The 24,229-nt window shown below is 58.7% G+C and carries 20 protein-coding genes; 7 read left to right on the forward strand and 13 right to left on the reverse strand.

Annotation, left to right across the window (positions count from 1 at the left end; all coding sequences use genetic code 11):
• Nucleotides 1–81 precede the first annotated feature (81 nt).
• Complete coding sequence (gene gstA / locus B5M06_RS05585) at nucleotides 82–690, forward strand: glutathione transferase GstA (RefSeq protein ID WP_054067890.1); 609 nt, start codon at nucleotides 82–84, stop codon at nucleotides 688–690.
• A 174-nt stretch (nucleotides 691–864) separates the two neighbouring features.
• Here gstA and B5M06_RS05590 read toward each other — a convergent pair whose 3' ends face one another.
• Nucleotides 865–2,541, reverse strand: a complete 1,677-nt coding sequence (locus B5M06_RS05590) for a methyl-accepting chemotaxis protein (protein WP_054067889.1) — start codon at nucleotides 2,539–2,541, stop codon at nucleotides 865–867.
• Between the two features lie 253 nt (nucleotides 2,542–2,794).
• Here B5M06_RS05590 and B5M06_RS05595 point away from each other — a divergent pair, with 253 nt between their 5' ends.
• From B5M06_RS05595 to B5M06_RS05605, 3 genes are all read left to right on the forward strand, one after another.
• Entirely contained in the window at nucleotides 2,795–2,989 is a 195-nt protein-coding gene (locus tag B5M06_RS05595) for a heavy-metal-associated domain-containing protein (protein WP_054067888.1), read from the forward strand.
• A gap of 142 nt (nucleotides 2,990–3,131) precedes the next feature.
• A complete protein-coding gene (locus B5M06_RS05600; RefSeq protein ID WP_054067887.1) occupies nucleotides 3,132–4,319 on the forward strand; it encodes an acetyl-CoA C-acyltransferase family protein in 1,188 nt (395 codons plus the stop codon).
• Between the two features lie 161 nt (nucleotides 4,320–4,480).
• The gene (locus B5M06_RS05605) at nucleotides 4,481–5,692 is read left to right on the forward strand and encodes a GGDEF domain-containing protein (protein ID WP_054067886.1); all 1,212 of its coding nucleotides are present in this window, start codon (nucleotides 4,481–4,483) and stop codon (nucleotides 5,690–5,692) included.
• 97 nt (nucleotides 5,693–5,789) lie between these two features.
• Here B5M06_RS05605 and B5M06_RS05610 read toward each other — a convergent pair whose 3' ends face one another.
• A complete protein-coding gene (locus B5M06_RS05610; RefSeq protein WP_054067902.1) occupies nucleotides 5,790–6,758 on the reverse strand; it encodes a recombination-associated protein RdgC in 969 nt (322 codons plus the stop codon).
• Between the two features lie 286 nt (nucleotides 6,759–7,044).
• Between B5M06_RS05610 and B5M06_RS05615 the strand changes: the two genes are divergently transcribed.
• Entirely contained in the window at nucleotides 7,045–7,608 is a 564-nt protein-coding gene (locus B5M06_RS05615) for a Spy/CpxP family protein refolding chaperone (RefSeq protein ID WP_054067885.1), read from the forward strand.
• Between the two features lie 1,451 nt (nucleotides 7,609–9,059).
• Here B5M06_RS05615 and B5M06_RS05620 read toward each other — a convergent pair.
• From B5M06_RS05620 to B5M06_RS16970, 6 genes are all read right to left on the reverse strand, one after another.
• On the reverse strand, nucleotides 9,060–10,010 hold the full coding sequence (locus tag B5M06_RS05620; RefSeq protein ID WP_054067884.1) for a TIGR03915 family putative DNA repair protein: 951 nt from the start codon (nucleotides 10,008–10,010) through the stop codon (nucleotides 9,060–9,062).
• A 3-nt stretch (nucleotides 10,011–10,013) separates the two neighbouring features.
• Entirely contained in the window at nucleotides 10,014–11,303 is a 1,290-nt protein-coding gene (locus B5M06_RS05625; RefSeq protein WP_114070969.1) for a putative DNA modification/repair radical SAM protein, read from the reverse strand.
• Nucleotides 11,304–11,555: 252 nt separating this feature from the next.
• Nucleotides 11,556–12,587, reverse strand: coding sequence for a porin (locus B5M06_RS05630; RefSeq protein ID WP_080025177.1), 1,032 nt, complete (start codon nucleotides 12,585–12,587; stop codon nucleotides 11,556–11,558).
• A 188-nt stretch (nucleotides 12,588–12,775) separates the two neighbouring features.
• Nucleotides 12,776–15,199 (reverse strand): glucose/quinate/shikimate family membrane-bound PQQ-dependent dehydrogenase, encoded by a 2,424-nt coding sequence (locus B5M06_RS05635; RefSeq protein ID WP_054064975.1) that lies wholly within the window; start codon nucleotides 15,197–15,199, stop codon nucleotides 12,776–12,778.
• A 378-nt stretch (nucleotides 15,200–15,577) separates the two neighbouring features.
• On the reverse strand, nucleotides 15,578–17,743 hold the full coding sequence (gene dinG, locus B5M06_RS05640) for an ATP-dependent DNA helicase DinG (protein WP_080025178.1): 2,166 nt from the start codon (nucleotides 17,741–17,743) through the stop codon (nucleotides 15,578–15,580).
• 29 nt (nucleotides 17,744–17,772) lie between these two features.
• Nucleotides 17,773–17,910 carry a hypothetical protein gene (locus B5M06_RS16970; protein WP_162781724.1) on the reverse strand — a complete coding sequence of 46 codons (138 nt, stop codon included), beginning with the start codon at nucleotides 17,908–17,910 and terminating at the stop codon, nucleotides 17,773–17,775.
• 662 nt (nucleotides 17,911–18,572) lie between these two features.
• Between B5M06_RS16970 and B5M06_RS05645 the strand changes: the two genes are divergently transcribed.
• Both B5M06_RS05645 and B5M06_RS05650 read left to right on the forward strand, forming a co-directional pair.
• Nucleotides 18,573–19,421 (forward strand): undecaprenyl-diphosphate phosphatase, encoded by an 849-nt coding sequence (locus B5M06_RS05645; protein WP_054067153.1) that lies wholly within the window; start codon nucleotides 18,573–18,575, stop codon nucleotides 19,419–19,421.
• A gap of 57 nt (nucleotides 19,422–19,478) precedes the next feature.
• Complete coding sequence (locus B5M06_RS05650; protein WP_054067152.1) at nucleotides 19,479–20,798, forward strand: hemolysin family protein; 1,320 nt, start codon at nucleotides 19,479–19,481, stop codon at nucleotides 20,796–20,798.
• Between the two features lie 62 nt (nucleotides 20,799–20,860).
• Here the strand turns inward: B5M06_RS05650 and B5M06_RS05655 are convergent, their stop codons facing one another.
• The 5 genes from B5M06_RS05655 to B5M06_RS05675 form a co-directional block, all read right to left on the reverse strand.
• A complete protein-coding gene (locus B5M06_RS05655; protein ID WP_054067151.1) occupies nucleotides 20,861–21,277 on the reverse strand; it encodes an NUDIX hydrolase in 417 nt (138 codons plus the stop codon).
• A 15-nt stretch (nucleotides 21,278–21,292) separates the two neighbouring features.
• Nucleotides 21,293–21,694 (reverse strand): YkgJ family cysteine cluster protein, encoded by a 402-nt coding sequence (locus B5M06_RS05660; RefSeq protein WP_054067160.1) that lies wholly within the window; start codon nucleotides 21,692–21,694, stop codon nucleotides 21,293–21,295.
• A 259-nt stretch (nucleotides 21,695–21,953) separates the two neighbouring features.
• Nucleotides 21,954–22,271 (reverse strand): hypothetical protein, encoded by a 318-nt coding sequence (locus B5M06_RS05665; protein ID WP_054067150.1) that lies wholly within the window; start codon nucleotides 22,269–22,271, stop codon nucleotides 21,954–21,956.
• Between the two features lie 9 nt (nucleotides 22,272–22,280).
• A complete protein-coding gene (locus tag B5M06_RS05670) occupies nucleotides 22,281–22,805 on the reverse strand; it encodes a PepSY domain-containing protein (protein ID WP_054067149.1) in 525 nt (174 codons plus the stop codon).
• A gap of 119 nt (nucleotides 22,806–22,924) precedes the next feature.
• A complete protein-coding gene (locus tag B5M06_RS05675; RefSeq protein WP_054067148.1) occupies nucleotides 22,925–24,067 on the reverse strand; it encodes an NAD(P)/FAD-dependent oxidoreductase in 1,143 nt (380 codons plus the stop codon).
• Nucleotides 24,068–24,229 lie beyond the last annotated feature (162 nt).

A 24,229-nucleotide genomic window follows, 5' to 3' on the forward strand; every position in this document is an offset into this window, starting at 1 on the left:
AAGCAGCTGAGGCAGCATGTGCAATGTCTGTGGCCTGCCTGTCCATGCACTCTCCAGCCCTCATGAAAGGATGAAAGAACTATGAAGCTTTATTACAGCCCCGGAGCCTGTTCGCTGTCGCCCCATATCGTGGCCGAAGAAGCTGGCCTGCCCTGTGAGTTCATCTTGGTCAGTACCAAGAGCCACAAGCTGCAGGACGGCACCGACTTCTACAGCATCAATCCGCTGGGCTATGTGCCTTTCCTGGTGCTGGACGATGGCCAGACACTGCGCGAAGGCCCCGTGATCGTGCAGTACCTGGCAGACCAGGTACCTGAGAAAAAGCTGCTGCCCGCCGTCGGCAGCATGGAACGCTACCGCGTGCTGGAATGGCTGAACTTCATCGGCACCGAGCTGCACAAGAGCTTTGGCCCCCTGTTCAAGCCCGGCACACCCGAGGACTACAAGCCTGCCGTGCGCGAAGCGCTGCGCGGCCGCTTTGAGTGGGTGGAGCAGCAGCTCGCAGGCAAGGACTACCTGATGGGCGAGCAGTTCACCGTGGCCGATGCCTACCTGTTCACCGTCAGCGGCTGGGGCAAGTTTGTAGGCCTGGATCTGAGCGATCTGCCCCACCTGCAAGCCTATCTGGCACGCGTAGGCAGCCGCCCTGCCGTGCAGGCCGCGCTGCGTGCTGAAGGTCTGCTCAAGTAAGCAGACCCGGCAAGCCTCAACAACACAAGCATCAGAAAAAACGGGCTTCCTTCTGGAAGCCCGTTTTTTTATGTGATGTATCTAAAAATATAGCTGCTTGCGCTTGTAATTCCTTGATTTTAAATAGATAAATATCTGAAAGCTTTGATTTTCAAGCGCTGGCAGCTACTGTTTTTATTGCAGCAATGCCTGCTCCTGTCTGTCACGCAGCTGTGCCATGGCCACAGCAGGCTGCACGCTGTGTGGCGCAGGGACGGAGCGCTGGTAGGCGTGCAGCTGCACTGCCTGCTGCAGCAGGCGGAACTGCTGCACCATTTCGCCCAGGCGCGCAGCCTGGCCCTTGAGCGAATCTGCCGCTGCAGCCGATTCTTCCACCAGCGCGGCATTTTGCTGGGTCATGCGGTCAATGTCGTTGACAGCCTGGTTCAGCTGCGCAATGCCGCGTGACTGCTCGCCCGATGCGGCTGTGATCTCGGCAATCACATCACTCACGCGCTGAATGCTCTGCACCACATCCTGCATGGTGCGGCCTGCCGCTTCTACGTTCTTCACGCCACCATTGACCGCGCCCGAGCTGCTTTGAATCAGCTGCTTGATTTCACTGGCCGCCTGGGCACTGCGCCCTGCCAGCGCACGCACTTCACCCGCCACCACGGCAAAGCCTCTGCCCTGCTCACCGGCGCGAGCGGCTTCCACGGCAGCATTCAGGGCCAGGATATTGGTCTGGAAGGCAATGGTGTCGATCAGGCCGATGATGTCGCCAATCTTGCGGCTGGTCGTGGCAATTTCTTCCATGCTGTGCACCACCTGCTCTACCACGGCACCGCCCTGCGAAGCCGTCTGCGAAGCCGATGCCGCCAGCTGATTCGCGACCTGCGCCGACGATGCCGTCTGCTGCACCGAGGCCGTGAGCTGCGTGAGCGAGGCCACGGTCTGCTCCAGATTGCCCGCCGTCTGCTCGGTACGCATCGACAGGTCGCTATTGCCCATGGCAATTTCGCTGGTCGCCGTTTCAATGCTGTGGCTGGCATCGCGCAGCCCGCCGACCATGCTGTTCAGATTGGCCTGCATGGTCTGCAGAGCGCGCTGCAGCGCTGAGACCTCATCCTTGCCCACCACATGCAGCTGCTGCGTCAGATCGCCCTGAGCAATCGCATCAGCCAGCTGCTTGGCATCACGCAAAGGGCGGCAGATGGAAATCATGTTGAGCAGCGTCAGCGGCGCCACCACCACCACCGTCACGACCAGGGCCAGCGCAAACAGCCACTGTGTCTGCGATGCCACGGCGCTGCCGCTGTCCTGTGCGGCCTGCGCCTGCTGCTGCAGCAGCTGTGCAAAGGTATGCAGCTGCTGCTCGGCCACCTCATAGGCCTGCTTGGCCTTCTGGCCCACACGCTGCGCCACAGTGGCACTGTCATAACCACTGGCCAGCAGCTGGCGTGCCACGGGTGCAAAAAATTCTTCGTACTGCTGCAAAGACAGCTGCAGCTGCTGCAGGGCTTCACGCTCCTGCGGCGATGCCTGCTCGGCCAGCACCTGGCTGTCTGTCAGCACGGTCTGCAGCCCAGCTTTCCAGCGCTCATGCGTCTGCGCCAGCTGTGCGGGCTGCTCGTACTGGATGATCATGTCCTTTTCCAGCGCCTGCACCCGTGCCATGCCTTCCTGGACTTTGGACAACTGCCCGGTCTGCTGGAAAGGCCCATTCAAAAAGCTCTGGTTCAGCGCATGAATGCGGAACATGCCAAACATGCCAGCACCACCCAGAATGCCCAGCAATACCAGCACCACCACAATGGCGCCAATCATGCGGGTCCTGATGGTGAACAGGCGCATCAATCCAAACAGATCCATGATCTGAAATCCTCCCATGGCTTGCCAGAGCCCATGGCTCCAGCGTCAGATTCAAGCTGTGTCTCTGCCCATGCCCGATGGCACAGCACGGTAACAATTTGTATAGTGTGCCAGACATGGTGCACAACCCATGCTTAAGGAAATCCCTTTGAGGGCTTTATTGCAAGAATTGTGCTGCCCACACTGTTTCACATGAAACACATACTGCCCGGCGCAGTACAGTTACACCATTTCCCAAAATCAAGGAGTTGCTATGGAACACGTTTTTCAAGTCAGTGGTATGACCTGCGGCCACTGCGAACGCGCAGTGCAAAACGCCATTGCTGAAGTGGATGCACAGGCCCAGACCAGCATCGATCGCGCCAGCGGCAAGGTGGTGGTGCAAAGTGAAGCTTCCCGCGAAGCACTGAGCCAGGCCATACAGGAAGAAGGCTATACCGTCGCCTGAGGTGGCCAGCAGGCGTCAGCCCCGGTGCTGGCTGCGCCTGCTGCGATGAAAGCAACAGGCCTGTCTCCCACAGGCTAGGCAGCGGAAAGCGTGCTGCGCACAATGGTGTGGACACTTCATCCACAACAATGGGAGACAAGGCATGAGCACCCGTGAGATTTTTGTCGTCAGCGCTGCACGTACCGCCATCGGCACCTTTGGCGGCAGCCTCAAGGACGTACCCAACACCCAGCTGGCCACCACCGCCGTCAAGGCCGCCATCGCACGCGCAGGCATTGCGCCAGACATGGTGGGCCATGTGGTCATGGGCAATGTGATTCCCACCGACACCAAGGACGCCTACCTCTCGCGCGTTGCCGCGATTGACGCAGGCTGCCCCATCGAGACCCCGGCTTTCAACGTCAACCGCCTCTGCGGCTCGGGCCTGCAGGCCATTGTTTCGGCCGCGCAGGCGATTGCACTGGGCGACTGTGATGTCGCCATCGGCGGCGGCTCCGAATCCATGAGCCGCGGCCCCTACTTCGACACGGCTGCCCGCTGGGGCGCGCGCATGGGCGACGCCAGAAGCATTGACTACATGCTCGGCATCCTGCACGACCCCTGGCAGAAGATTCACATGGGCATCACCGCCGAAAACGTGGCAGAGCGCTACCGCATCAGCCGCCAGCAGCAGGACGAGCTGGCCGTGCTGAGCCAGCAGCGCGCCGCCGCAGCCATTGCGGCAGGCTACTTCCAGGAACAGATCGTGCCCGTGGAAATCCAGACCCGCAAAGGCACGCTAGTGTTTGACACCGATGAGCATGTGCGCGGCAGCACCACGCTGGAAGTGCTCAGTGGCATGAAGCCTGCCTTCAAGAAGGAAGGCGGCACCGTCACCGCAGGCAATGCTTCGGGCCTGAACGATGGTGCAGCAGCCGTCACATTGGTTGCGGGTGAGCGTATCGCATCGCTGGGCGTCAAGCCCCTGGCCCGGCTGGTGGGTTATGCCCATGCCGGGGTAGATCCTGCCTACATGGGCATTGGCCCCGTGCCCGCCACACAGAAGGTGCTGGCACGCACAGGGATCAAGCTGGAGCAGATTGACGTGATCGAGGCCAACGAGGCCTTTGCCGCCCAGGCCTGCGCTGTCATTCAGGAGCTGGGGCTGGACCCCGCCAAGGTCAACCCCAATGGCTCGGGCATCTCACTGGGCCACCCAGTGGGTGCCACTGGCGCCATCATCACCACCAAGGCCATTTACGAGCTGCACCGCACCGGCGGCCGCTATGCGCTGGTGACCATGTGCATTGGCGGTGGTCAGGGCATTGCCGCCATTTTTGAGCGCGTCTGAGCACAGCGTTTTTGGGCATGAAACAGGGCTGGCCTCCGCAAGGGGCCAGCCCTTTTGTCTTAGCGCAGGAAGTGCACAGAATGCGCCTCTAGACTACAGCCAGCAGTCTGGTTTTCCATTGAGATACACGGCTTACTCTTGTTTCAGAATTTCACACTTTTATGTTTGCTGCGCGCCCCGATCTGTTCACCGCCCTTGGCCTGACCGCCGTTTCCGCTTTTGTCACGGCGTGGATGCTCTGGGCACTGGGGCGACAGCACTGGAGACAGGGCACAGGCCTGGCCGTGCTGGCCGCCCTGCTCGATGGTGCCGCCTACACCTGCTGGACCCTGCACATGCTGCTGGGCATGCCGGCACTGAAGATCGCAGCCGCTGCCCTGCTGAGTGCTGGCCTTTCTGCCTTTACGCTGGCGCTGGACACCTACCCCAGCTGGCGGCATCGCTGGCACCGCCTGGCCATTGCCCTGATTCCGGTCTGCCTGGTACTGGTGGCCGGCCTGTGGCAGGCACAGAACATGGTGCGCTTTGAGCAGCTCTATCTGGGTCTGGCACTGGTACAGACCATGTATCTGCTGGGGGCCACGACTGGCGTCTACCGACACACACCAGGCCGTGGCTGGAAATGGATGAGTGCGGCCACCAGCTTGCTGCTGCTCGCCGTGCTGGTCCTGCTGGATATCCACCACGAAACCATGCTCCCATGGAGCCAGTACACGAACAGCATGGGCCTGCTGCTGGCGGTGCTGTGCAGCATCCCACTGATAGCCCGCAGCATGCTGGCCACAGGCTTTGTGCTCATGCAGGTCGATCGTGAATCCGCCACCACGCTGTCCAGAACCCAGCTCGATGCACTGACCCAGCTGCCTAACCGCGCAGCCCTGATTACCTATCTGCACCAGAAGATGACATGGGCTGCACAGCACCGCCAGCCTCTGGCCCTGATGGTGCTGGATATCGACCATTTCAAGAGCGTGAATGACAGCTACGGCCATCTGGTGGGCGACAAGGTCATTCAGAGCGTGGCGCGCACCCTGTCCCTGCAGGCACGTTCCAGCGACTTTGCCGCGCGCTACGGTGGCGAAGAGTTTGTGATGGTGCTGCCCGGCACCCATGCACGCGACGCATTTCACCTGGCCGAACGCCTGTGTCAGGCCATACGCAAAGTACCGCTGACGCTGGCAGACGGCCAGGAGCTGCACATCAGCATCAGCATTGGCGTCTATGTAGATACTCCCTCCCCCGGCAGCCAGTGGGAACGCTGGATGGGAGCGGCCGATGAGGCCATGTACACCGCCAAGCGCAACGGGCGCGACCGCGTCTACATGTCTGCGCCTGTGCAGGCCATGCATGCGCCGTCAGCGCACAGCTTCTGAGCGTTTCACGCGCCACCTGCGATAGAGACAAAGCGCAAAGCCTTGGCCGCACCAACCGTACGCCAAGGCTTTGCAACGATGCTGCCAGGGGCAGACCTTAAAACGGCGCTGCGTCAGGTGCCGTATCTACAGGTGCTGTCGCTGGGCCGGTCATGGCTGCGTTGATGGCATTGCCCACCTCGCTGCGGCCCTCGCCACCCAGGGCTTCGATGAGATCCGGAATCAGCTTGGACAGCTCACCCGTGGCAATGGCCACATCGGTGTCAAAGCCGCCTTCATCGCCAGCCTGATCGAGCACCGTGTCAGTGAAAGCAATCTTTTTGATCTGCAGGCTGTCAGCCAGGATGAAGCTCACGCGGTCATCCCAGGTCATGGCCAGCTTGGTGGGCAGCTTGCCCTGCTGCACATGCAGGCGCACTTCTTCGATATCGAGCGGGTGGCGGGCATAGCGCACCACCGCCTTGGATTCATCAGCAGCCTTGAGCTCGCATTCACGGTCAATCGAAAAGCCCGCAGGAGCCTCCTGTGACAGTAACCAGTGCGCCATGGCAGCCTGGGCGCTGGTCTGGGTATCAAGCAAGGCCACACCAAAGCCCTGCAGGCTTTCTACCAGCAGTGTCACCACCTCATCGGCCTTGCCCTGTGCACCTGTATCCAGCACCAGGAACTTGGCCTGAGGGTCTATCCAGACCCACATGCTGGACTGTTTGGTAAACGCCATGGGCAGCAGATCCAGCTTGGCCTCATCCTTGAGGTCACGCTTTTCCTTTTTGCCGGGCTTGCGGCCAAACTCCTTTTCAATCGCATCGGCCTTTTCCTGTACCTTGCGGTTGAGCACGCTGGCGGGCAGCATCTTGCTCTCGCTCATGAAGCGCAGCATCCACTGCCCTCCCACACTTTCAGCCAGAGCGCCATGGGCTTCACCACGCGGTGGCACCCAGCCCATGGACTTTTCCTGTGTTGCACCACAAGGCACAAAAGGCGTCTTCTGCAGCGCCTCTTCCAGTTGCTCCAGCGAGCCCTCCCATTGCGCCGCAATGCGGTACACGATCATGTTCTTGAACACGCAGCCACCTTCTCTTTCATGATTTAGACCCGCCCACACCACGTCGTGACCGTGCGGTGCACCAGCGGTACAAGATTCTCAAAATTCTGTAGCTGCCAGCGCTTGCTACATAAGCGCTAGAGGCCAAAAACATTCAAATTTTTCAGCCACAGACAGACACAGCTTTGTATTACTTTACACAGCAGCAGCAAAGCCTCACGAAGGGCTTACACAGAGTCCTCACACTGGCATCCATGGACACAGCAATCGCTGGTCTTTTCCTCCACTGACAAGAAAGGAACTTGTGATGCAACGCTTCCAACGAACATTTGCTACCGCCATCGCCGCTGCCACCCTGCTGGGCACCGCTGCTTTCAGCGCACACGCACAGCCCCAGACCGCCGCTGCACCTGCTGCACAGACAGCGCCCGCCCATGCGCACAAAGCCCAGAAAGTAGATCTGGCCCAACGTCATGCGCAGCGCATGGATCACCTGAAAACGGTTTTGCAGATTCAGCCCAGCCAGCAGGCTGCCTGGGACAAATACGTCAAAGCCATCACACCTGAGCCACGCGCCAAGGCCGACCGTCAGCAACGCCCAGACCTGCGCAAGCTGAGCACACCAGAACGTCTGGACCTGGCACAACAGCTGCGCAAGGAGCGCAATGCCAAAGCAGAACAGCGCGAGCAGGCCACACGCAGCTTCTACGCCAGCCTGAACCCCAGCCAGCAAAAGGCATTTGATGCCATCAGCGCCCAGCGCCACAGCAAGTCTGCCAAACACAAGGAAGGGCATGGCAAGCGCCTGGACGATCACCGTGGCCCACGCCACCATGGCGCAATCGCTGCCCCGACAACGGCAGTGCAATAAGCCCCTCACACCCGTATTTCCTCTCCTCGGGTTCTTCACAAGCAGGCGCAACGCCTGCTTTTTTTCGTCTTCACGAAAAGCTTTTTTCACTGTGCACAGCAGCAGATGGAAATACGCCCTGGTGTGAACAGAAGATCTTTTCTGCCAAGCACTTGCTGGATATCCCCCCCGCCGCCGCCTCCAACACGGCAAAGCGAAAACCGGCTCAGATGCTTGCCTGTACTGCCTTCAAAGCTCTAAAAACAATAGCAGTTACATCAAAAATCAAAAATAAAAACAAGCACTTAACTTCAAATTCCATCGATTTTGGTAACTCAGGGTTTTCCCTGTAATTGCGTTACAGACCAGCGTTACCACTGAATTCGTAACGAAGTTACATCCGTCACCCGCTCTGACTCACCGCCAAAAACTGCCTGTGGATAACTTTGGGCAAAAAAAAAGAGCAAGTTCATCCTTATCCACATCAGATCGAGACTTGGAAAACTTGTACCCAAATCAGAGACTGACCGTACCTGTCTTCAGACACATACTTTGTGTTTTTCTAAGCAATTGATCTGAAAAAAGATTTTCGAGTTATCCACAGTAAGCCGCGATGCTTACTATTACTACTAATTAAAAATAGAACTTCTAAGGAATAACAACAGCGCGAAAAAATTCGCGCAAAAGAGCGAACCATCCCCACCCATGACGTGTTTTTCAGAATCTTCCGCTGGCGCTGCTCCGGCCTTGCCTGTTCACATATACAGTTCACTTTGGAGAAAAAGCTGTTTGATAAGTTATTCACATCAAAATTTATAGCAACAAGTCTTTATTTCAATTGCTTTTAAAACTGAAAACTGAGTTACATCAGAGTGCGTATGCACTTGTGGATAGAGCGCATGTAAAACCAGAGATATCTACAAAAATTCAAAAAATTTGGAAGTTATCCATGTAGGCAGGACATCAGCAACAGGGCATGGCCCACATCTTTCACTGGCTGACAAGTGCTTGATATCAGTATCCAAAGTGAAGTTATCCACAGATGGAGCACTTGCTTACTACTACCTACTATCCTTATAAAAAATGAAAAAGAACAACCAAAGGAAGAAGACAGGAAGAAAAGATCGCACATGTCTACAGCATGCAAATGCTTGTCAGGCATTGAAAAGATTTCTTCAGCAGGGTGAATGCCTCAGGCAGAGCAGTCAGCAGGCGGAAAGTGCAGACATACATTGAAAAACCTCTGTCGGTCAGAAGTTATTCTTTCTCCAAATGTTATACACAGGAAGTTATTCACAGCAGTGCATAGCTCGGGTGCTGGCGTGCAAGCCTGAAATGTCCCATCGTTCAAAAAAATTCAATGCTTCGCTAAGTGCTTCTAAGCACAGGTGAAAGCGCTGTTTTCAATGTTTCGAAAACAATTTTTCAGCCTTATCAGGCGCGCAGGCTTACGACTCCAGGGCAGATCGCTATCAATTCCAAGCGTTTTTACGCGGCAGCCTGCGCTGTGGTGTGCTGGGCGCATTGCTCAGCATGGCTGCGGATCGGCGCTGCGCTGCCTGAATCAGTGGAGCAATCAGCTGGGCCTCTGGCAGGTTGTGCCAGTACCTGCGAGGCATTTCCTTGCGCATGGCTGCCACTTTGAGACGGGCTGGATTGAAAATGTGCGCGTAGTAAGTGAGCCATAAGGCTTCTCCTGCGTCTGCAGGGGGGGCATCACATGCCTGTGCACCAGGCCCCCAGCTTAAAACGCCTGGGCGGCCTCTGAGAGGCTGTAGCGCATGGTCTTGGTTGACGCCCTGCCCTGCCAGTTGCGTGACATCTGCAGCCTGGGGCCACCAGCGCAGGCAGCACTGTGGGGTCAGGATGCTCCAGCGCATATGGGTGAAGCGCTTCACAAAGAAAGGTGCGGCTGCCTGCACGATGTGGTGCTCAGGTTCAAACCAGGCCACATGCAGCGGCCCCGTGCCGTCTTCCGGGCTGTCCGGGATATCCACCGGGCGGAAACGCACAAAGGCATGCATCTTGTGCACTTCTCTGCGCACAGCCTTGGCCCATAGCTGCAACTGCACACGGTCTGGATCCAGCGGGTCATGGCGCAAGGCAGCATGGTGCTGCATGCGCCAGAACATGCGGTAGAGCACGCCAAAGCGCTCAGGGGCGCTGTTGAGCAAGGCGTGCTCGGCCAGCGTCATCCAGGCCCTGGGAACGGTTACGACCATATCCGGTGCTGCAGGCAGATCCTGCAGCTGGGTCGCGTGTTGGGGAGCGGCAAAGAGATCAGGGTGGTATTGCTGACCCGACTCAGTCAGCCAGGTGACATGCTCTGGCGGCACCTGCTGTGCCCAGAGCCAGCGGGCCATGCTGCGCCAGGAGGCCAGATCACTGCCATCACCGGGCAAGACGATGCTGTGGCGCTGCATGGCTCAGAACAGGCTGGCCTGCACGGGCTGCGGGGCCATGGGCTGCACCAGCTTGGCCGCCAGCATGGGGTCATCCAGGCTGCGCCCGGGCTGCCATCCCACACATTCCACAAAGGGCAGGATTTTGCCCAGCGGCACTTTGAGCTGGTTCAGGTCATGGCGGTGCAGCATGCGCCAGCGGCGAGCAGCCAGCAGCTTGTCCACCGACTTCACACCGAGTCCGGGCACGCGCAGCAGCATCTCACGTGGTGCCGTATTCAGGTTGACCGGAAAACGCTCGCGGTGCGCCAGCGCCCAGGCCAGCTTGGGGTCGTGCTCCAGTGACAGCATGCGCTTGCCGTGCTCGCCCACAGGCACGATTTCCTGTGCTTCAAAGCCGTAAAAGCGCATCAGCCAGTCGGCTTGGTAGAGGCGATGTTCACGCACCAGTGGCGGTGCGATCAAGGGCAAATCGGCGCTGGCATCCGGAATCGGGCTGAAGGCCGAGTAATACACCCGGCGCAGCCCATAGCCGGTGTAGAGCCTGGCGCTGGTCAGGATGATGTCGCCGTCGTCAGCGCCATCAGCGCCCACAATCATCTGCGTGCTCTGGCCACCGGGCGCAAAGGCCTTGGGTTTGGCGGCTTGTGTGCGCAGTGAACGCGGCATGGAAATCACCGAGGTTCTGGCGGCTTCCTTGCGCTCGGCCTTGGAGCTAGCAATGTGTTCGTGTAGCTGCCCCATGGCCTGGTGGATGGTGGCGCTGTCTTTTTCGGGCGCAAGCTGGTTCAGGCCCTGCACCGTGGGCAGCTCGATATTGATGCTCAGGCGGTCGGCATACAAGCCCGCCTCTGCCAGCAAGACTGGGTCTGCATCGGGAATGGTTTTGAGGTGGATATAGCCCTTGAAGCCATGCTCCAGGCGCAGGCTGCGCGCTACGCCAACCAGTTGCTCCATGGTGTAGTCAGGGCTGCGGATGATGCCGCTGGACAGAAACAGGCCTTCGATGCAGTTGCGCCGGTAAAAGTCCAGTGTCAGATCCACCACTTCCTTGACCGTAAAACGTGCCCGCGGGATGTTGGATGTGACGCGGTTGACGCAGTACTTGCAGTCGTAGATGCAGAAGTTGGTCAGCAGGATTTTGAGCAGGGACACGCAGCGCCCATCAGGCGTGTAGCTGTGGCAGATGCCCATGCTGGTGGTCGAGCCTATGCCGCCTGCCGTGGCATTGCGCTTTGCGCTGCCGCTGGAGGCGCACGATGCGTCGTATTTGGCCGCATCCGCAAGGATCGCGAGTTTGTTTTGCAGTTCCACTGTATGAATATACAGCACTGGGCAAGCCATTACTTTGGGCGAGGAAAACAGCTTTTGAGCCTGTTTGGGCTGCTGCTTTGGTATTTTGAGTGTTTTTGGCCTTCAAGCCAGATGCAGCAAGCGCTGGCAGCTATGAATTTTTCAGCATAAAAAAACTCCCTGCCCCTTCCTTGCGGAACAGACAGGGAGCTCCCTTGGTGCTCTTTAGAGCCACGGCTGCCGTCCAGACAGCCATGGGCAGGTGCAGATGATTTAGAAGCTGTGTGACACGCCCATATCCATGGCGCGCACGTGCTTTTCACCATCGGTTTTCTTCACGCCGCCGGTGACATACAGGTGGGTGCGCTTGCTCAGGTGATGCAGATAGCCCAGACCGATGTGCTGGGTCTTGATGCTGTCTGCGGCAGGAGTGATCTGGCGGCGGTCCAGGTTGTATTTGGCACGCACGGAACCTGCTGCACCTACTGGCACAGCCACACCCAGGTCATAGGTGGTGCGCTTGCCATCGGGCTCACCGTTTTCGCCACCGTCCACGACCATGCCGTTGCCCTTGCCGTCGTTGTGCGCCACGGTCAGGAAGGTCTTGGCCACGCCAAAGTCATAAGTGGCAGAACCGCCGTAGGCCTTGTCCTTGTTGGCACGCTGCATGTAGCCCAGCGACGAAGCCAGGTTGCCGTTCTTGTACAGCACAGTCACGCCAAAGGGGTTCTTGGCGCGTGCTGTGGCGGTGTCGCCATGGTTCTTCAGTGTGGCGCCTTCGGCAAACGCTGCACCGACGATGGCCTGGAAGCCATACATCTCGGGCGTGAAGTACATCACGCCGTTGTTCCACTTTTCATCGGCACCGGCACGGCGGTTGCCGCGGCCACCCACGTAGTCACCACCAAAGGCGTCAGGATCGGCGGCGATGTCCAGTGTGTTGTCCGAGCGCCCCATGCGCACGACACCAAAGTCACCGCTCAGGCCCAGCACGGAGATGTCGTTGAAGAAGTGCTGTTTGTCCTTGGCTTCGCCGGTGGAGGCATCGAAGCGGTGTTCCATCTTGAAGAAGGCCTTCAGGCCGCCACCCAGATCTTCCTGGCCCTTGAAGCCCAGGGCGCTGTAGGTGCCGGAGTCCATCTTGGTGGCGGACTTGCCCAGGGCTTTTTCGCCGCTCTGAAATTGCAGACCCAGATCCACACGGCCATACATGGTCACGTCGGATTGGGCGAATGCGGAGGCTGCAGACAGCGCGGCTGTAGCCGTCAAAGCGCAGACCAGGGTGTTACGAGCAAAGTTTTGCATGAGATTCAATCAAGCCACCGCTGTTTTTGGCCACAGCGGCGCCAGACCTGTACAGGCCTGCATGTGTGCTTGAGGGGGAAATTCAGTTCAAAAAAGAGGCCTTTTCAAGCACTCTGTGCAGAGCTTGAAAAGGCCCGGGGTGCCAAATCAGACGCAGCCGGTTTGAGCAACTGCGCCTGTATGCGGCATTACTGCTTCAGCTTGTAGGCGATGACGTAGTCACCTGCCTTGGTGCCGATGGAGCCGTGGCCACCTGCGACCAGTACCACCATCTGCTCACCCTTGCTGTTCAGGTAAGTCATAGGAGTGGCCTGACCGCCAGCGGGCAGACGTGCATCCCACAGGACCTTGCCAGTAGCAACGTCGTAAGCGCGGAAGTTGTTGTCCACAGCAGCGCCCAGGAAGGCTACGCCAGTCTTGGTCATCAGAGGACCACCGATACCGGGCACGCCCATGTTGATTGGCAGTGGGATGGGCGACAGGTCGCGGATCGTGCCGTTGCGGTGCTGGTAGGCAATCTTGCCGGTGCGCAGGTCAGCTGCGGCCACGGTACCCCATGGTGGAGTCTGGCAAGGTACGCCCATCGGCGAGAGGAAGGGGTGCATCTTGACGGCATAACCAGCGCCTTCGTTGGCGTTGATACCTTGCTCGCCCAGGTTCATCACGGTGTCGCCAGACAACGCTTCGCGAGGAATCAGTGTCGAGACGAATGCCAGATATGTAGGCATGCCGAACATCACCTGACGCTCTGGGTCCACAGCGACGGAGCCCCAGTTAAACACGCCAAAGTTGCCGGGATACACGAGGGTGCCTTGCAGCGAAGGTGCGGTGTAGCGGCCTTCGTAGCGCAGTTGCTTGAACTGGATACGGCACATCATCTGGTCGATCAAGCTGGCGCCCCACATGTCCTTTTCGGTCAGTGCAGGTGGCTCAAAGCTCAGGGCCGAGAAGGGCTGTGTAGGCACAGTGTGTTCGCCAGGAACGTCGGTACCCTGAGGGGCAGGACGTTCACCCACAGCGTGGATAGGCGTGCCATCGCGGCGGTCCAGCACGTAGACGTCACCTTGCTTGGTAGGCAGCACCAGCGCAGGTGTGCGGCCCTTTTCCAGGTCCAGGTCGAGCAGCACAGGTTGCGAAGCCAGGTCCATGTCCCACAGGTCGTGGTGCACGGTCTGCTGGTGCCACTTGAGCTTGCCGGTCTTGATGTCCAGCGCTACGACTGCAGCGGTGTACTTTTCTTCGTCTTCGTTACGGTACTGACCCAGCTGGTCAGGCACGCGGTTACCCAGGGGTACGTAGACCAGACCCAGTTCAGCGTCGGCCGAGAACACGGTCCAGCTGTTAGGCGAAGAAGCCTTGTATACCTGATCAGGATTTGCGGGGTCGAAGGGTTCGGTTGCATCTGCATTGCCCGAGTCCCAGTTCCACAGCAGCTTGCCGGTGTGCACGTCGTATGCACGGATCACGCCCGAAGGAGATTCCACCGCATAGTTGTCGTTCACCGAGTGGCCGATGATCAGGATGTCACCCACGATCACAGGAGGCGATGTGGGGTTCAGGTAGCCAGGCTGCTTGGCAGGCATGTTGTGCAGCAGATCGATGGCACCCTTGTCACCGAAGTCTTCACACACAGCACCTGTTTCGGCGTCCAGCGCGTACAGCTTGGAGTTCGAAGAAGGCAGGAAGATGCGGTTCTTGCAGTGTGCAGCGTTCTTGGCAGCAGTGGCCTGTGCCACAGGCGCTTCCAGTGCAGCAGCAGGTTGTTCGCCAGCCACCTCAACCACGGCAGCTGCCACGGGAGTGACATCAGCACCGCGGTAGAAGGACACGCCACGGCAGGTCTGGTGCTGACGGTTCGATTCCAGGCCAGCCTGGGGGTCAAAACGCCATTTTTCAGCGCCAGTGTCTGCATCCAGAGCGATGGCCAGGCTGTGCGGTGTGCACAGATACAGGGTGTCACCGATCTTGATGGGGGTGGCCTGGTAAGTGGTCTCACCCACGTCGCCAGGGCCCTTCATGTCGCCAGTGCGGATCTGCCAGGCCACGTCCAGCTTGTTGACGTTTTCAGGCGTGATCTGCGACAGCTTGGAATAGCGTTGACCGTGGTGGCTACCTGCGTAGGCTTCCCAGTCGCCTTCAGCCTGTGCTGTGTCACCCGTCTTGGCATCAGGGTTGACCACTTCCATGGACAGCTTGCCATCGGTCTCATGCTGCAGATTGAATGGAATACCGATGATGGCCACCACTGCCGACAGCAGCGATGTAGCCAGCACAGGCTTGCCAGACGCAAAAGGCTGAGAGCCGCTGACGTCGCGACGCGAAGCGGGGATAGCCAGCACAAAGCCGATGATGGCAGGCAGACCCAGACGGGTTGCCAGAGGCCACCAGTGCAGGCCGGATTCCCACAGGGACCAGATCAGCAGCACCACCAACCAGGCGGCGTACAGAGGCAGTGCCCAGCGTGTGCGCTTGATGAAACCGAATGCGGTTGCCAGCACCGCCAGACCGCTGAGGAAGTAGAAGGGACTGCCGCCCAGAGCGAGCAGGTAGGCGCCACCAAAGGTCAGTGGCAGGCCGAGAATGGCCAGAAGAACAAGGCTCAGAACACGCATGGTGTGTACCCCTTGTCAGAGAAATGAATGACGCTTGCCATGGTTGATATATGGTTTTTTATGGATAAGAGCCCACGCAAAAGCCGCTGTTTCTGGCGCAGATGGAAGTTCTTTTTCCGATCTGCAGAAACAGCGGCCTTGCATGGACAAACGTCATCATATTTGCCGGCATCACTCCTTGTCGGCTCGTGCTGGAGCTTTGAGTAAGCACTAACAGTTTCATCAATTTCTGTTCTTACCGAAACAAAAAAATGATTTGTGTTGATACAGGGTTAACCCTGCTTTTGTGCCGACGATTCGTTTTTCCTTGTTATAAATCCATTTTGCAAAAAGGGGTGTCATCACGCGTGAAATCTGCGCCCGGAGTGCATGCAACGCTTATGCATTGCGCTTTTCAAGGCTGAATGGGGGCAGTCCTTTGAGCAATTGCGTGCCATAGCTGGTGGCGACCAGACGTCGGTCATAGCAGTACACATGGGCCTGATCCTCTTCGGTTCGGATGGCGCGCCCTACCCATTGCGCCAGGCGGATGGCGGTGGCGGGCACGACCAGTTCATTGAACGGATTGCGGCCACTGCTGCGCAGCCATTCCGCACGTGCCTCGCCCACGGGGTCATCTGGCGGTGCAAACGGCAGCTTGGTGATGAACAGCGACTCGCACAGTGCGCCCGGCAGATCCAGACCTTCACCAAAGGACTGCATGCCAAAGATGATGGACGGCAGTCCCTGCTCCACACGCTGGCGGTGCTCGGCCAGCAGCACGGCGCGTGGCATGGCGGTCTGCACCAGCACCTGGTTGCGCATGGACGATGGCAGTGCATCCACGGCCAGGCGCATCTGTTCGCGGGAGGTAAACAGCACCAGTGCACCGGCTTCAACATGGCTGATGTCGTGCATCAGCCGCTCGACCATTTCACGCGTGAATGCCGCAGCCTCGCGTGGGTCTGTGCGGGTCTGGTGGGCAATCAGCGTGCCCTGGGCGGCATAGTCAAAGGGGCTGGCCACTTCCAGGGTCTGTACAGCGGCATCGTTGTGCAATCCCGCTTCACGCAGAAAGAAGTCAAAGCTGCCGCAGCTGGTGAGGGTGGCGCTGGTCAGCACGGCGCCGCGCACCTGGCTCCACAGATGGTGGCGCAGCGTGGCTCCGGGCAGGATGGGGCTGGCATGGCCCTTGACGACGATGTAGTCGCCCTCGACTTCCAGCGTGAACCACTTGGCATTGGGCACGGTTTCTGTGCCGTCTTCACGTACCTCGGGCTGCTGGCTCAGCAGTTGGGCGCAGTCATGCACGGCTTCCAGGCGTGGCGCCAGTGTGCCGACCTGGGCGTACAGCTGTGACAGGCGCTGGGCTTCATCAGGCTTGTCCTTGATCTCGGCCTTGAGCCCCTTGGCAATGGCGCGCAGCACGTCCAGAAAGCCGCTGGCGTGGTGCATGACCTGGGCCAGCGGCTCCAGCAGGGGCGCTGGCAGATCACCACGCGGCACGCGCACCCGCGCTGGCCCCCAGCTGTCTTTCTGGCCCTTGAGCTGCTCGCCATAAACCTCCATGACAAGGCGGGCCAGCTCAGTCAGATGCTCGCGCAGACCGCTGCTGTAGCCCGCCAGATCGGCAATTTCGTCCAGATCGAGCAGCTGGCCCACGCGCAGTGCACGGCTGGCCAGCTTATCAATCCACTGCAGGCGGCTCATGTCCATCTCGCAGGCAAATTGCGACAGGGCTGTCTGCGGCAGGTGGTGGGCTTCGTCGAGGATGAGCAGGCTGTCATTCAGGTCTGGCAGCAGGCGTGCGCCCAGGCTGGAAAGCAGCAAATCATGATTGGCAACAATAACTTGTGCGGCCACCATCTCCTTGCGGCGCTCGTAATACGTGCAGTCATTGAACACCGGGCAGTGCTTGCCGGTGCAGGAGCTGCCTTCTGCAGCCACGGGGCTCCAGGCTTCCGCTTCCGGTGGGTTGGGCAGGCTGTCGCGGTCGCCATTCCACTCTCCGGCTGCCAGCGCATCGGCCATGGAGGCATAGAACTGCATGCGCGCTTCTTTTTCTGCCTGTGGGCGTGCACGGCGCTGCTCGGCGGCTTCTTCGGCAAACAAGTCGTCCACTTCCTCGCTGTTTTCACCTGAGCTGGCCAGGCGCTCGAGCTTGAGCTTGCAGACAAAGCGGCCACGCCCCTTGGCCAGCGCAAATTTGAAAGGCATGGGCATCTGCTGGGCCAGGGCTGGCAGATCCTTGTTGACCAGTTGCTCCTGCAAAGCCACCGTGGCCGTGGAAATCAGCACCCGTGTGCCGCGCATCAAGGCCATGGCAATTGCGGGTGCGGAATACGCCAGCGACTTGCCCACGCCCGTGCCTGCCTGCACTACGGCAATCGATTTTTGAGGCTCTGGAGCCCCGTCTTCCTGCTTGCCCAGCTGTGCGGCAGCCAGCGTCTGTGCCACCTGGGCAGCCATTTTTCGCTGACCTTCGCGAACGCGAAACCCCGGGATGGAGGCAACCACAGCATCAAAGGATTCCAGGGCCAGCTCGGCCCATTTTTCTTGGCTCATAACGGGGAAATCAGGCAGCAGTCTGCGTCTCAGACGGCTGAAAAATTGTTTTCAATACACAGAAGCAGCATGTCATCCATTGTTTTATTTATCTTCAGCTCACCAACCATTGCTGAAAATACAGCACAAACAGCCGGCAATACAGGGGTCTGAAAACGATTTTTCATGGAGACACAATGCTGTGGAAAATTCATTATAGGTTGTGGATTTTTTTGCTGTGCAGCTACGGTTTCGTACCGCTATCTTGTGGTCAATACTGTGAGAAATGTTGTGGAAATAGGATGTGGTTGTTGGATGAGATGATTGAAAAATCTTTTTCAATCATCTATCAACCATCCACAAGTCTGGATACAGACATGCTGTGGATAAGCTGGAGCTTTTGCGTTTTCATGCATGTGAAGTTATCCAGAATTTTTCAAAGGAAGTTATCCACAGTCAGTGTGTAAGATGTAAAGCCCATGCCTGCATCTGGATGGTGTACACATGGCTTCAAGATCCTGAAGCCAGGCTTGCTGAGCAAGCCGTAGCTGTGAGAAAAAAATAACAATGCACCAGGAAAGCATTCTGTAAAGGAATATGAGGCCGCTCAGTGGCTTTTGTGTACGCGTCACCAAGAGGAGCTTTTATTGTAATTTTTATTACTCGATGCATCCTGTGGGATTCATGTTTGTATAAAAAAATATGGATCTGGCAAGGCGTTGCTTCCGGCGTGATGAGTTTTTGGTCCAAATCTGCCGCAAACATGGGCTGTCTGCGTGTGATACATGGTGCTCAGGGGCTGGCGCTACACTGCGGGGCTGCTTTTTGACGCTACGTAGCACAGACGTTTATGCACTCCACTTTTGGCTGGCTGGATGCCCTGGTTCTGGGACTGATCCAGGGACTGACAGAGTTTTTGCCCATCTCCTCCAGCGCACACCTGCGCATTCTTGGCCCTCTGCTGCCCGGTGGCTCTGACCCCGGCGCCGCGTTCACGGCCATCACGCAGCTGGGCACAGAGCTGGCGGTGCTGATTTATTTCCGCAAGGATGTGATGCGCATGCTCACTGCCTGGTTTGCCAGCCTGCCGGTCATTGGCAGCCGCAAGCCTGGTGAGGCTTTGCACCCGGATGCCAAGCTGGCCTGGCTGGTGATCCTGGGCACCATCCCCATCTGCGTATTGGGTCTGCTCTTACGCGACTGGATTGAAACCACCTTCCGCACACTGGCGCTGACTGCTGTCATGCTGATCGTCTTTGGCCTGATTCTGGGCTGGGCGGAAAAGCGTGGTGCACAGACGCGTCAGATTGGTCATCTGGGCTGGAAGGACGGCATCTTGCTGGGCTTTGCCCAGGCCATGGCGCTGATTCCCGGGGTGTCGCGCTCGGGTGGCACGATTACTGCAGGCCTGCTGCTGGGCATGACGCGTGAGGCGGCTGCACGCTTTTCCTTCCTGCTGGCCATTCCTGCGGTGCTGCTGTCTGGTTTCTATATGCTGTTTTTCAAGCGTGAGCCCATGACAGGCGAGCAGTGGGGGATGACACTGGCTGCAACAGCTGTGGCTTTTGTCGTAGGCTATGCTGTCATCGTATGGTTCATGCGCCTCATCTCCAGCAAGGGCTTTGGCGTATTCGTGATTTACCGAGTGTTGTTAGGTTTTGCCATCCTGGCTGGCCTGTACTTCGGGTTTATCCATTAACCTGGAACTGTTTGTCATACATAGATAGAGCGAGTTTGAAAGGACGCTCAACACACCATGGAAATTCCTATACTTATCGCCCTCATCATGTTGAACGGCGTTTTCGCCATGTCTGAAATCGCGCTGGTCACAGCACGCAAGGCAAGGCTACAGAAGTTGATTGATGAGGGCGATACCGCCGCAGCTGCAGCGCTCCAGCTCGGCGAAGACCCTACGCGCTTTCTCTCCACCATCCAGATTGGCATCACCTCCATTGGTGTGCTCAGCGGTATTTTTGGTGAGGCCGCTCTGGCTGGTCCCTTCTCCGACTGGCTGGAAACCTTTGGCCTGAGCATGGCTGCCGCAGATACGCTGGCCATGATCATCGTGGTGGTGGTGGTTACCTATCTGTCGATCGTGGTGGGTGAACTGGTACCCAAGCGTCTGGGCCAGGCCAATCCGGAAATGATTGCCCGCCTGGTGGCTCGCCCCATCAACTTCCTGGCCAAGGTCACCAAGCCCTTTGTGCTGCTGCTCACAGTCTCCACGCAAGGCCTGCTGAAGCTGCTGGGCGTGAAGGAGAGCAAGGAAGCCACCGTCACCGAAGATGAAATCCACGCCGTTCTGGCAGAAGGCACCAGCTCCGGCGCCATCGAGCAGAGCGAGCACACCATGGTGTGCAACGTGTTCCGTCTGGATGACCGTCAGATTTCGTCGCTGATGGTGCCGCGCTCCGATGTGGTGTGTCTGGACGTCAGCGCCAGCTACGAAGAGCAGCTGGCCACCATTGAGGAATATGACCACCAGCGCTTCCCCGTGGTGGACGGCAGCCTGGAAGACATGATTGGTGTGATCACGGCCCGCCAGTGGATGATGCTGGCGCTCAACGGTCAGCGTGATCTGCGCCATGCAGGCGATGCGCTGGAAAAGCCGCTGTACATTCCGGAAACCATTACCGGCATGGAGCTGCTGGAAAACTTCAAGAACACCGGCGCACGCATGGCCTTTGTGATTGATGAATACGGCGCGGTGCAGGGTCTGGTGACGCTGCATGACTTGATGGAAGCCATTACCGGTGAATTCGTGAGCGAAGACCCGAGCGATGCCTGGGCCATCCAGCGTGAAGACGGCAGCTGGCTGCTGGACGGTCATATTCCAATCGTCGAACTGAAGGACCGCCTGGGCCTGAAGCACGTCCCTGAGGAAGAAAAGGGCCGCTACCAGACACTCAGCGGCATGATGATGCTGCTGACCGGCAAGCTGCCCTCGGTGACTGACAAGGTGGTCTGGGACTCCTGGCAGTTTGAAGTGGTCGATATGGACGGCAAGATCATTGACAAGATCCAGGCCACCCGACTGCCAGACCCCACCGTGGTCAATGTGCAGACGGAAGACTGACGCAGTCTTTAGGCACAGCGTAAAAAGAAAGCAGCCGCAAGGCTGCTTTTTTTGTGCCTGCTTCAGGCCTGTGGCTGCAGTGCAGCCCTGAGTGCTGGCAGCACCATCTCGCGCAGCAGGGGCGCAAAGTACTCGTCCATGGGAGCATCGATGGGCCACCACTGCATGGCTTCAATTTCCGCAGCAATCTGCACATCAGGCGTGTGTGCCAGCGATGCGTAAAACACCTGGGCCTGTACCTGGGTGTTGGCTTCATTGGCGGCGCGGTGGCTGAACTGGCCCAGCGCCTGCCATGGGGTGCAGGAGGCATCCCACTGCAGTTCTTCGAGCAGCTCGCGCTGCAGTGCCTGTGGGGCTGTTTCTGCACCGTCGATCTTGCCGCCGGGCAGCATCCAGATTCGGCTGCCGCGCTTGCGCACGACCAGCAGCTGGTGCTGTGGATTGAGCAGACAGCCTGTAGCGAGGAACAAGGTGTTCATGGGAAGGCCGAAGGTTTAGCGCATACGCCTGTCACCATAGGCACACCAGCCGGGCTTGGGGCCTTTCTTGGGGTGCAGACGGCAGGTTTCCGGGCGCTTTTCGTAGACCGTGCAGCGGCGTGTCTGTGCATCCAGAAAATTGCAGTCGCCGCTGGCGCGGCGGGCCATGGTGAAGATATTGTGCTTGGGGTTGTAGTGGTCGATCAGCTTGGCCTTGAGCAGGCGCTTGGCGATCAGCTTGTGGTCCACATGGTCGACTTCAAACGGGTCCACCAGACCCAGGCGCACCAGATCGGACAGCTGCACTTCCAGCGGCATGGTGCAGCAGTTGGCCCCGCAGGTGTCACACATGCCGGGTTTGTATTTGCTCCAGGTTTCGAGACGGTCCACGTCTACGATGCGGATGGCGGGTTTCATCAGAAATGCAAAGCAGCCAGGGTGTGGGTGCTCATAAAAAAAGATAGCTTCTTGCGCTTGTTTGACAAGGGTTTTCAATATAAATGCCTTGAAATTCAAGGAATATCAAGCGCTGAAAGCTATGGTTTTGAAAGTGTGAGGTGGGTGTGGCAGGGCCACGCGGCAGCGCACTATAGCGAGCGATGCAGTCGCTGGTGCAGCGCATAAAAAAAGCCTGCGCATGCTGCGCAGGCTTGTGAGGAAAGTGAGGCGTATGGGGTCAGGGTGATTGGTGTACACCCACCAGAAACTGGCTGCAGATGGACTGCGCCGACGCATTGCGTGCGCCTTCCGGAGGGATGCTCAGCTTGTCAGCCACCGCGCTGTACTGGCGCTTGAGCGTGCTGCCCGTGAGCATGCCCAGTGTATGGACCTGTGTGGTGGTGAGCATCTGGTTGTCTACGGCCTGCTGCATGGCGACGCAGACGCTGCTGATGGCGTCATAGCGTGCCACGGTGTTGGCGTAGAAAAAATAGCCACCGCCAAAGCCAAGAATGGCTGTGAGGATGGCGATCACAAAAACCTGCCCTTTACGCATGATGAATTCCTAGTCTTTCTTGGCACGCAGCACCTGACCATTGGCTGCATCGACCTTGATTTCCATGACAGTGAAATCAGGCTGCAGCACATCGACCTGGTAGGTGACCGTGCCCCAGTGGTTGTCGAGCTCCGCCTTTACGGCCTTGCCCGGTGTGTGGGCTGTAGCGGCCTGAATGGCCTTGGACATGTCGATCTTAGCCTGCTCGGCACGCTGCGCATCCTTGCGCTTGGCAGGACCATCATTGGCATGCAGGCGGGCCTGGCCATCGGCGGCATTGACCCAGACTTCCACGCTGTCACCCGCAGGGGTCAGCACCTGCACTTCATAGCGCACGCCTGTTCCCTTGCCGTCGTCGAGTTCCACTTCCAGCGCCTTGCCGGGCACAGTCTTGGTGGCGTTCTGAATGGCCTGCTCCAGACTGATCTGGACATCGCGGGTCAGGGTCTGCCACTGAGCGGGGCTGTCGGCCTGCGCGGCCCAGCTGATGCTGGAAAGTGCGAGGGCGGCGATAAGGTGGCGGTGTATGCGCATGGAGGAATCCTTCGAAGAGTCATGGACTCCCACAGGCTACTCCAGCAGGCAGCGCCTGTGTGTCGGAATGTGGCTCGGAATGTTGCAAAAGGTTGTGGGCATGCACCGCCTGCAGGCGCTTACTTTTGCAGGCGTGCCGGGGCCAGCAGCTCGGTCTGCACCCCCTGGCGCAGCAGCTGTTCATCGACAGGCTCTGCCAGCAGCAGATTGCGCGCCAGCAGGCTGTAGCCAGCAGCGCTCTGTATGCCGTAGCCGCCCTGCGCTGCCACCCAGAAGAACTCTGGCACATGGCTGTCCCAGCCAATCACCATTTCGCCATCGGCCACAAAGGAGCGCAGCCCGGCCCAGGTGTGTGAGGGGCGGCGGATGCTCAGCGTGGTGGCCTGCTCAATGTTCCAGATGCCGGTGGCGATGTCTTCTTCCTCAGGCTGCACATCGTGCGGATAGGTGGCATCGGCATTGGCGGGAGAGCCCAGCAGCTGCCCTGCATCGGGTTTGAAGTAAAAGCGCTCGTCGGCGCTGATGACGGCAGGCCAGTGCGTGGCATCCAGCCCCTCAGGCACGGGGAAGGTGAATGCACTGCGGCGAGCAGGCACCAGGCCCATGGCGCGTGCCCCGGCCAGTTCACCGATGTGGTCCGCCCAGGCCCCGGCTGCGTTGACCAGGGTGCGGGCCTGTGCCGTGCGGCCATCGGCCAGCGTCACCGTCCAGGTGCGGCGGGCTCCGTCCAGCGCCAGTGCACTGACTTCGGCGTTGCACCACAGCTGACCACCGGCTTGGCGCATGCCGCGCAAAAAGCCCTGGTGCAGGGCGTGCACGTCAATATCGCGTGCGCCATCGTCCACAAAGCCATCCACGATGCTGTCATTGAGCACGGGCACCAGCGCACGCAGTGCATCGCCGTCCAGGCGCTGGGCATCGGGCGAGTGTTTGACGGCTTCGGCATAGGCGGCATCGATCAGCGCTTTCTGCGCAGCCGTGCCTACATACATCACACCGCGTGGATGCAGGATGGGGTAGTCCGTAAAGCCAGCGGGGGGCTGCTCGTAAAACGCCCGGCTGGCACGCGTGAGCGCCTGCACCTGCAAGGGGCCGTAATGCTCTTCAAACAGCGCTGCCGAGCGGCCTGTGGTGTGGTAGCCGGGCTGGCTTTCGCGCTCCAGCACCAGTACCTGTCTGCCGGCCTGTGCCAGCTGCCAGCCAACGGATGCACCAGCCATGCCTGCACCGACCACGATCACATCCCAGATTGCTTCGCTCATATTCGTTTCACTCCTCGTGACAGCCTCTGACCATACACCGCCCTGACAGGCGTGGTGTTTTTATCAGCCATCCGGGCACGGTTGATGCATATCAATACCTATGCGGGTAATCGCTTGCACTTGAACAGATAGTTACATGTTCTGTAGGGAAGTGCCGATACT

The sequence above is a fragment of the Comamonas kerstersii genome (genome assembly GCF_002056725.1).
GTDB lineage: Bacteria > Pseudomonadota > Gammaproteobacteria > Burkholderiales > Burkholderiaceae_C > Comamonas > Comamonas kerstersii.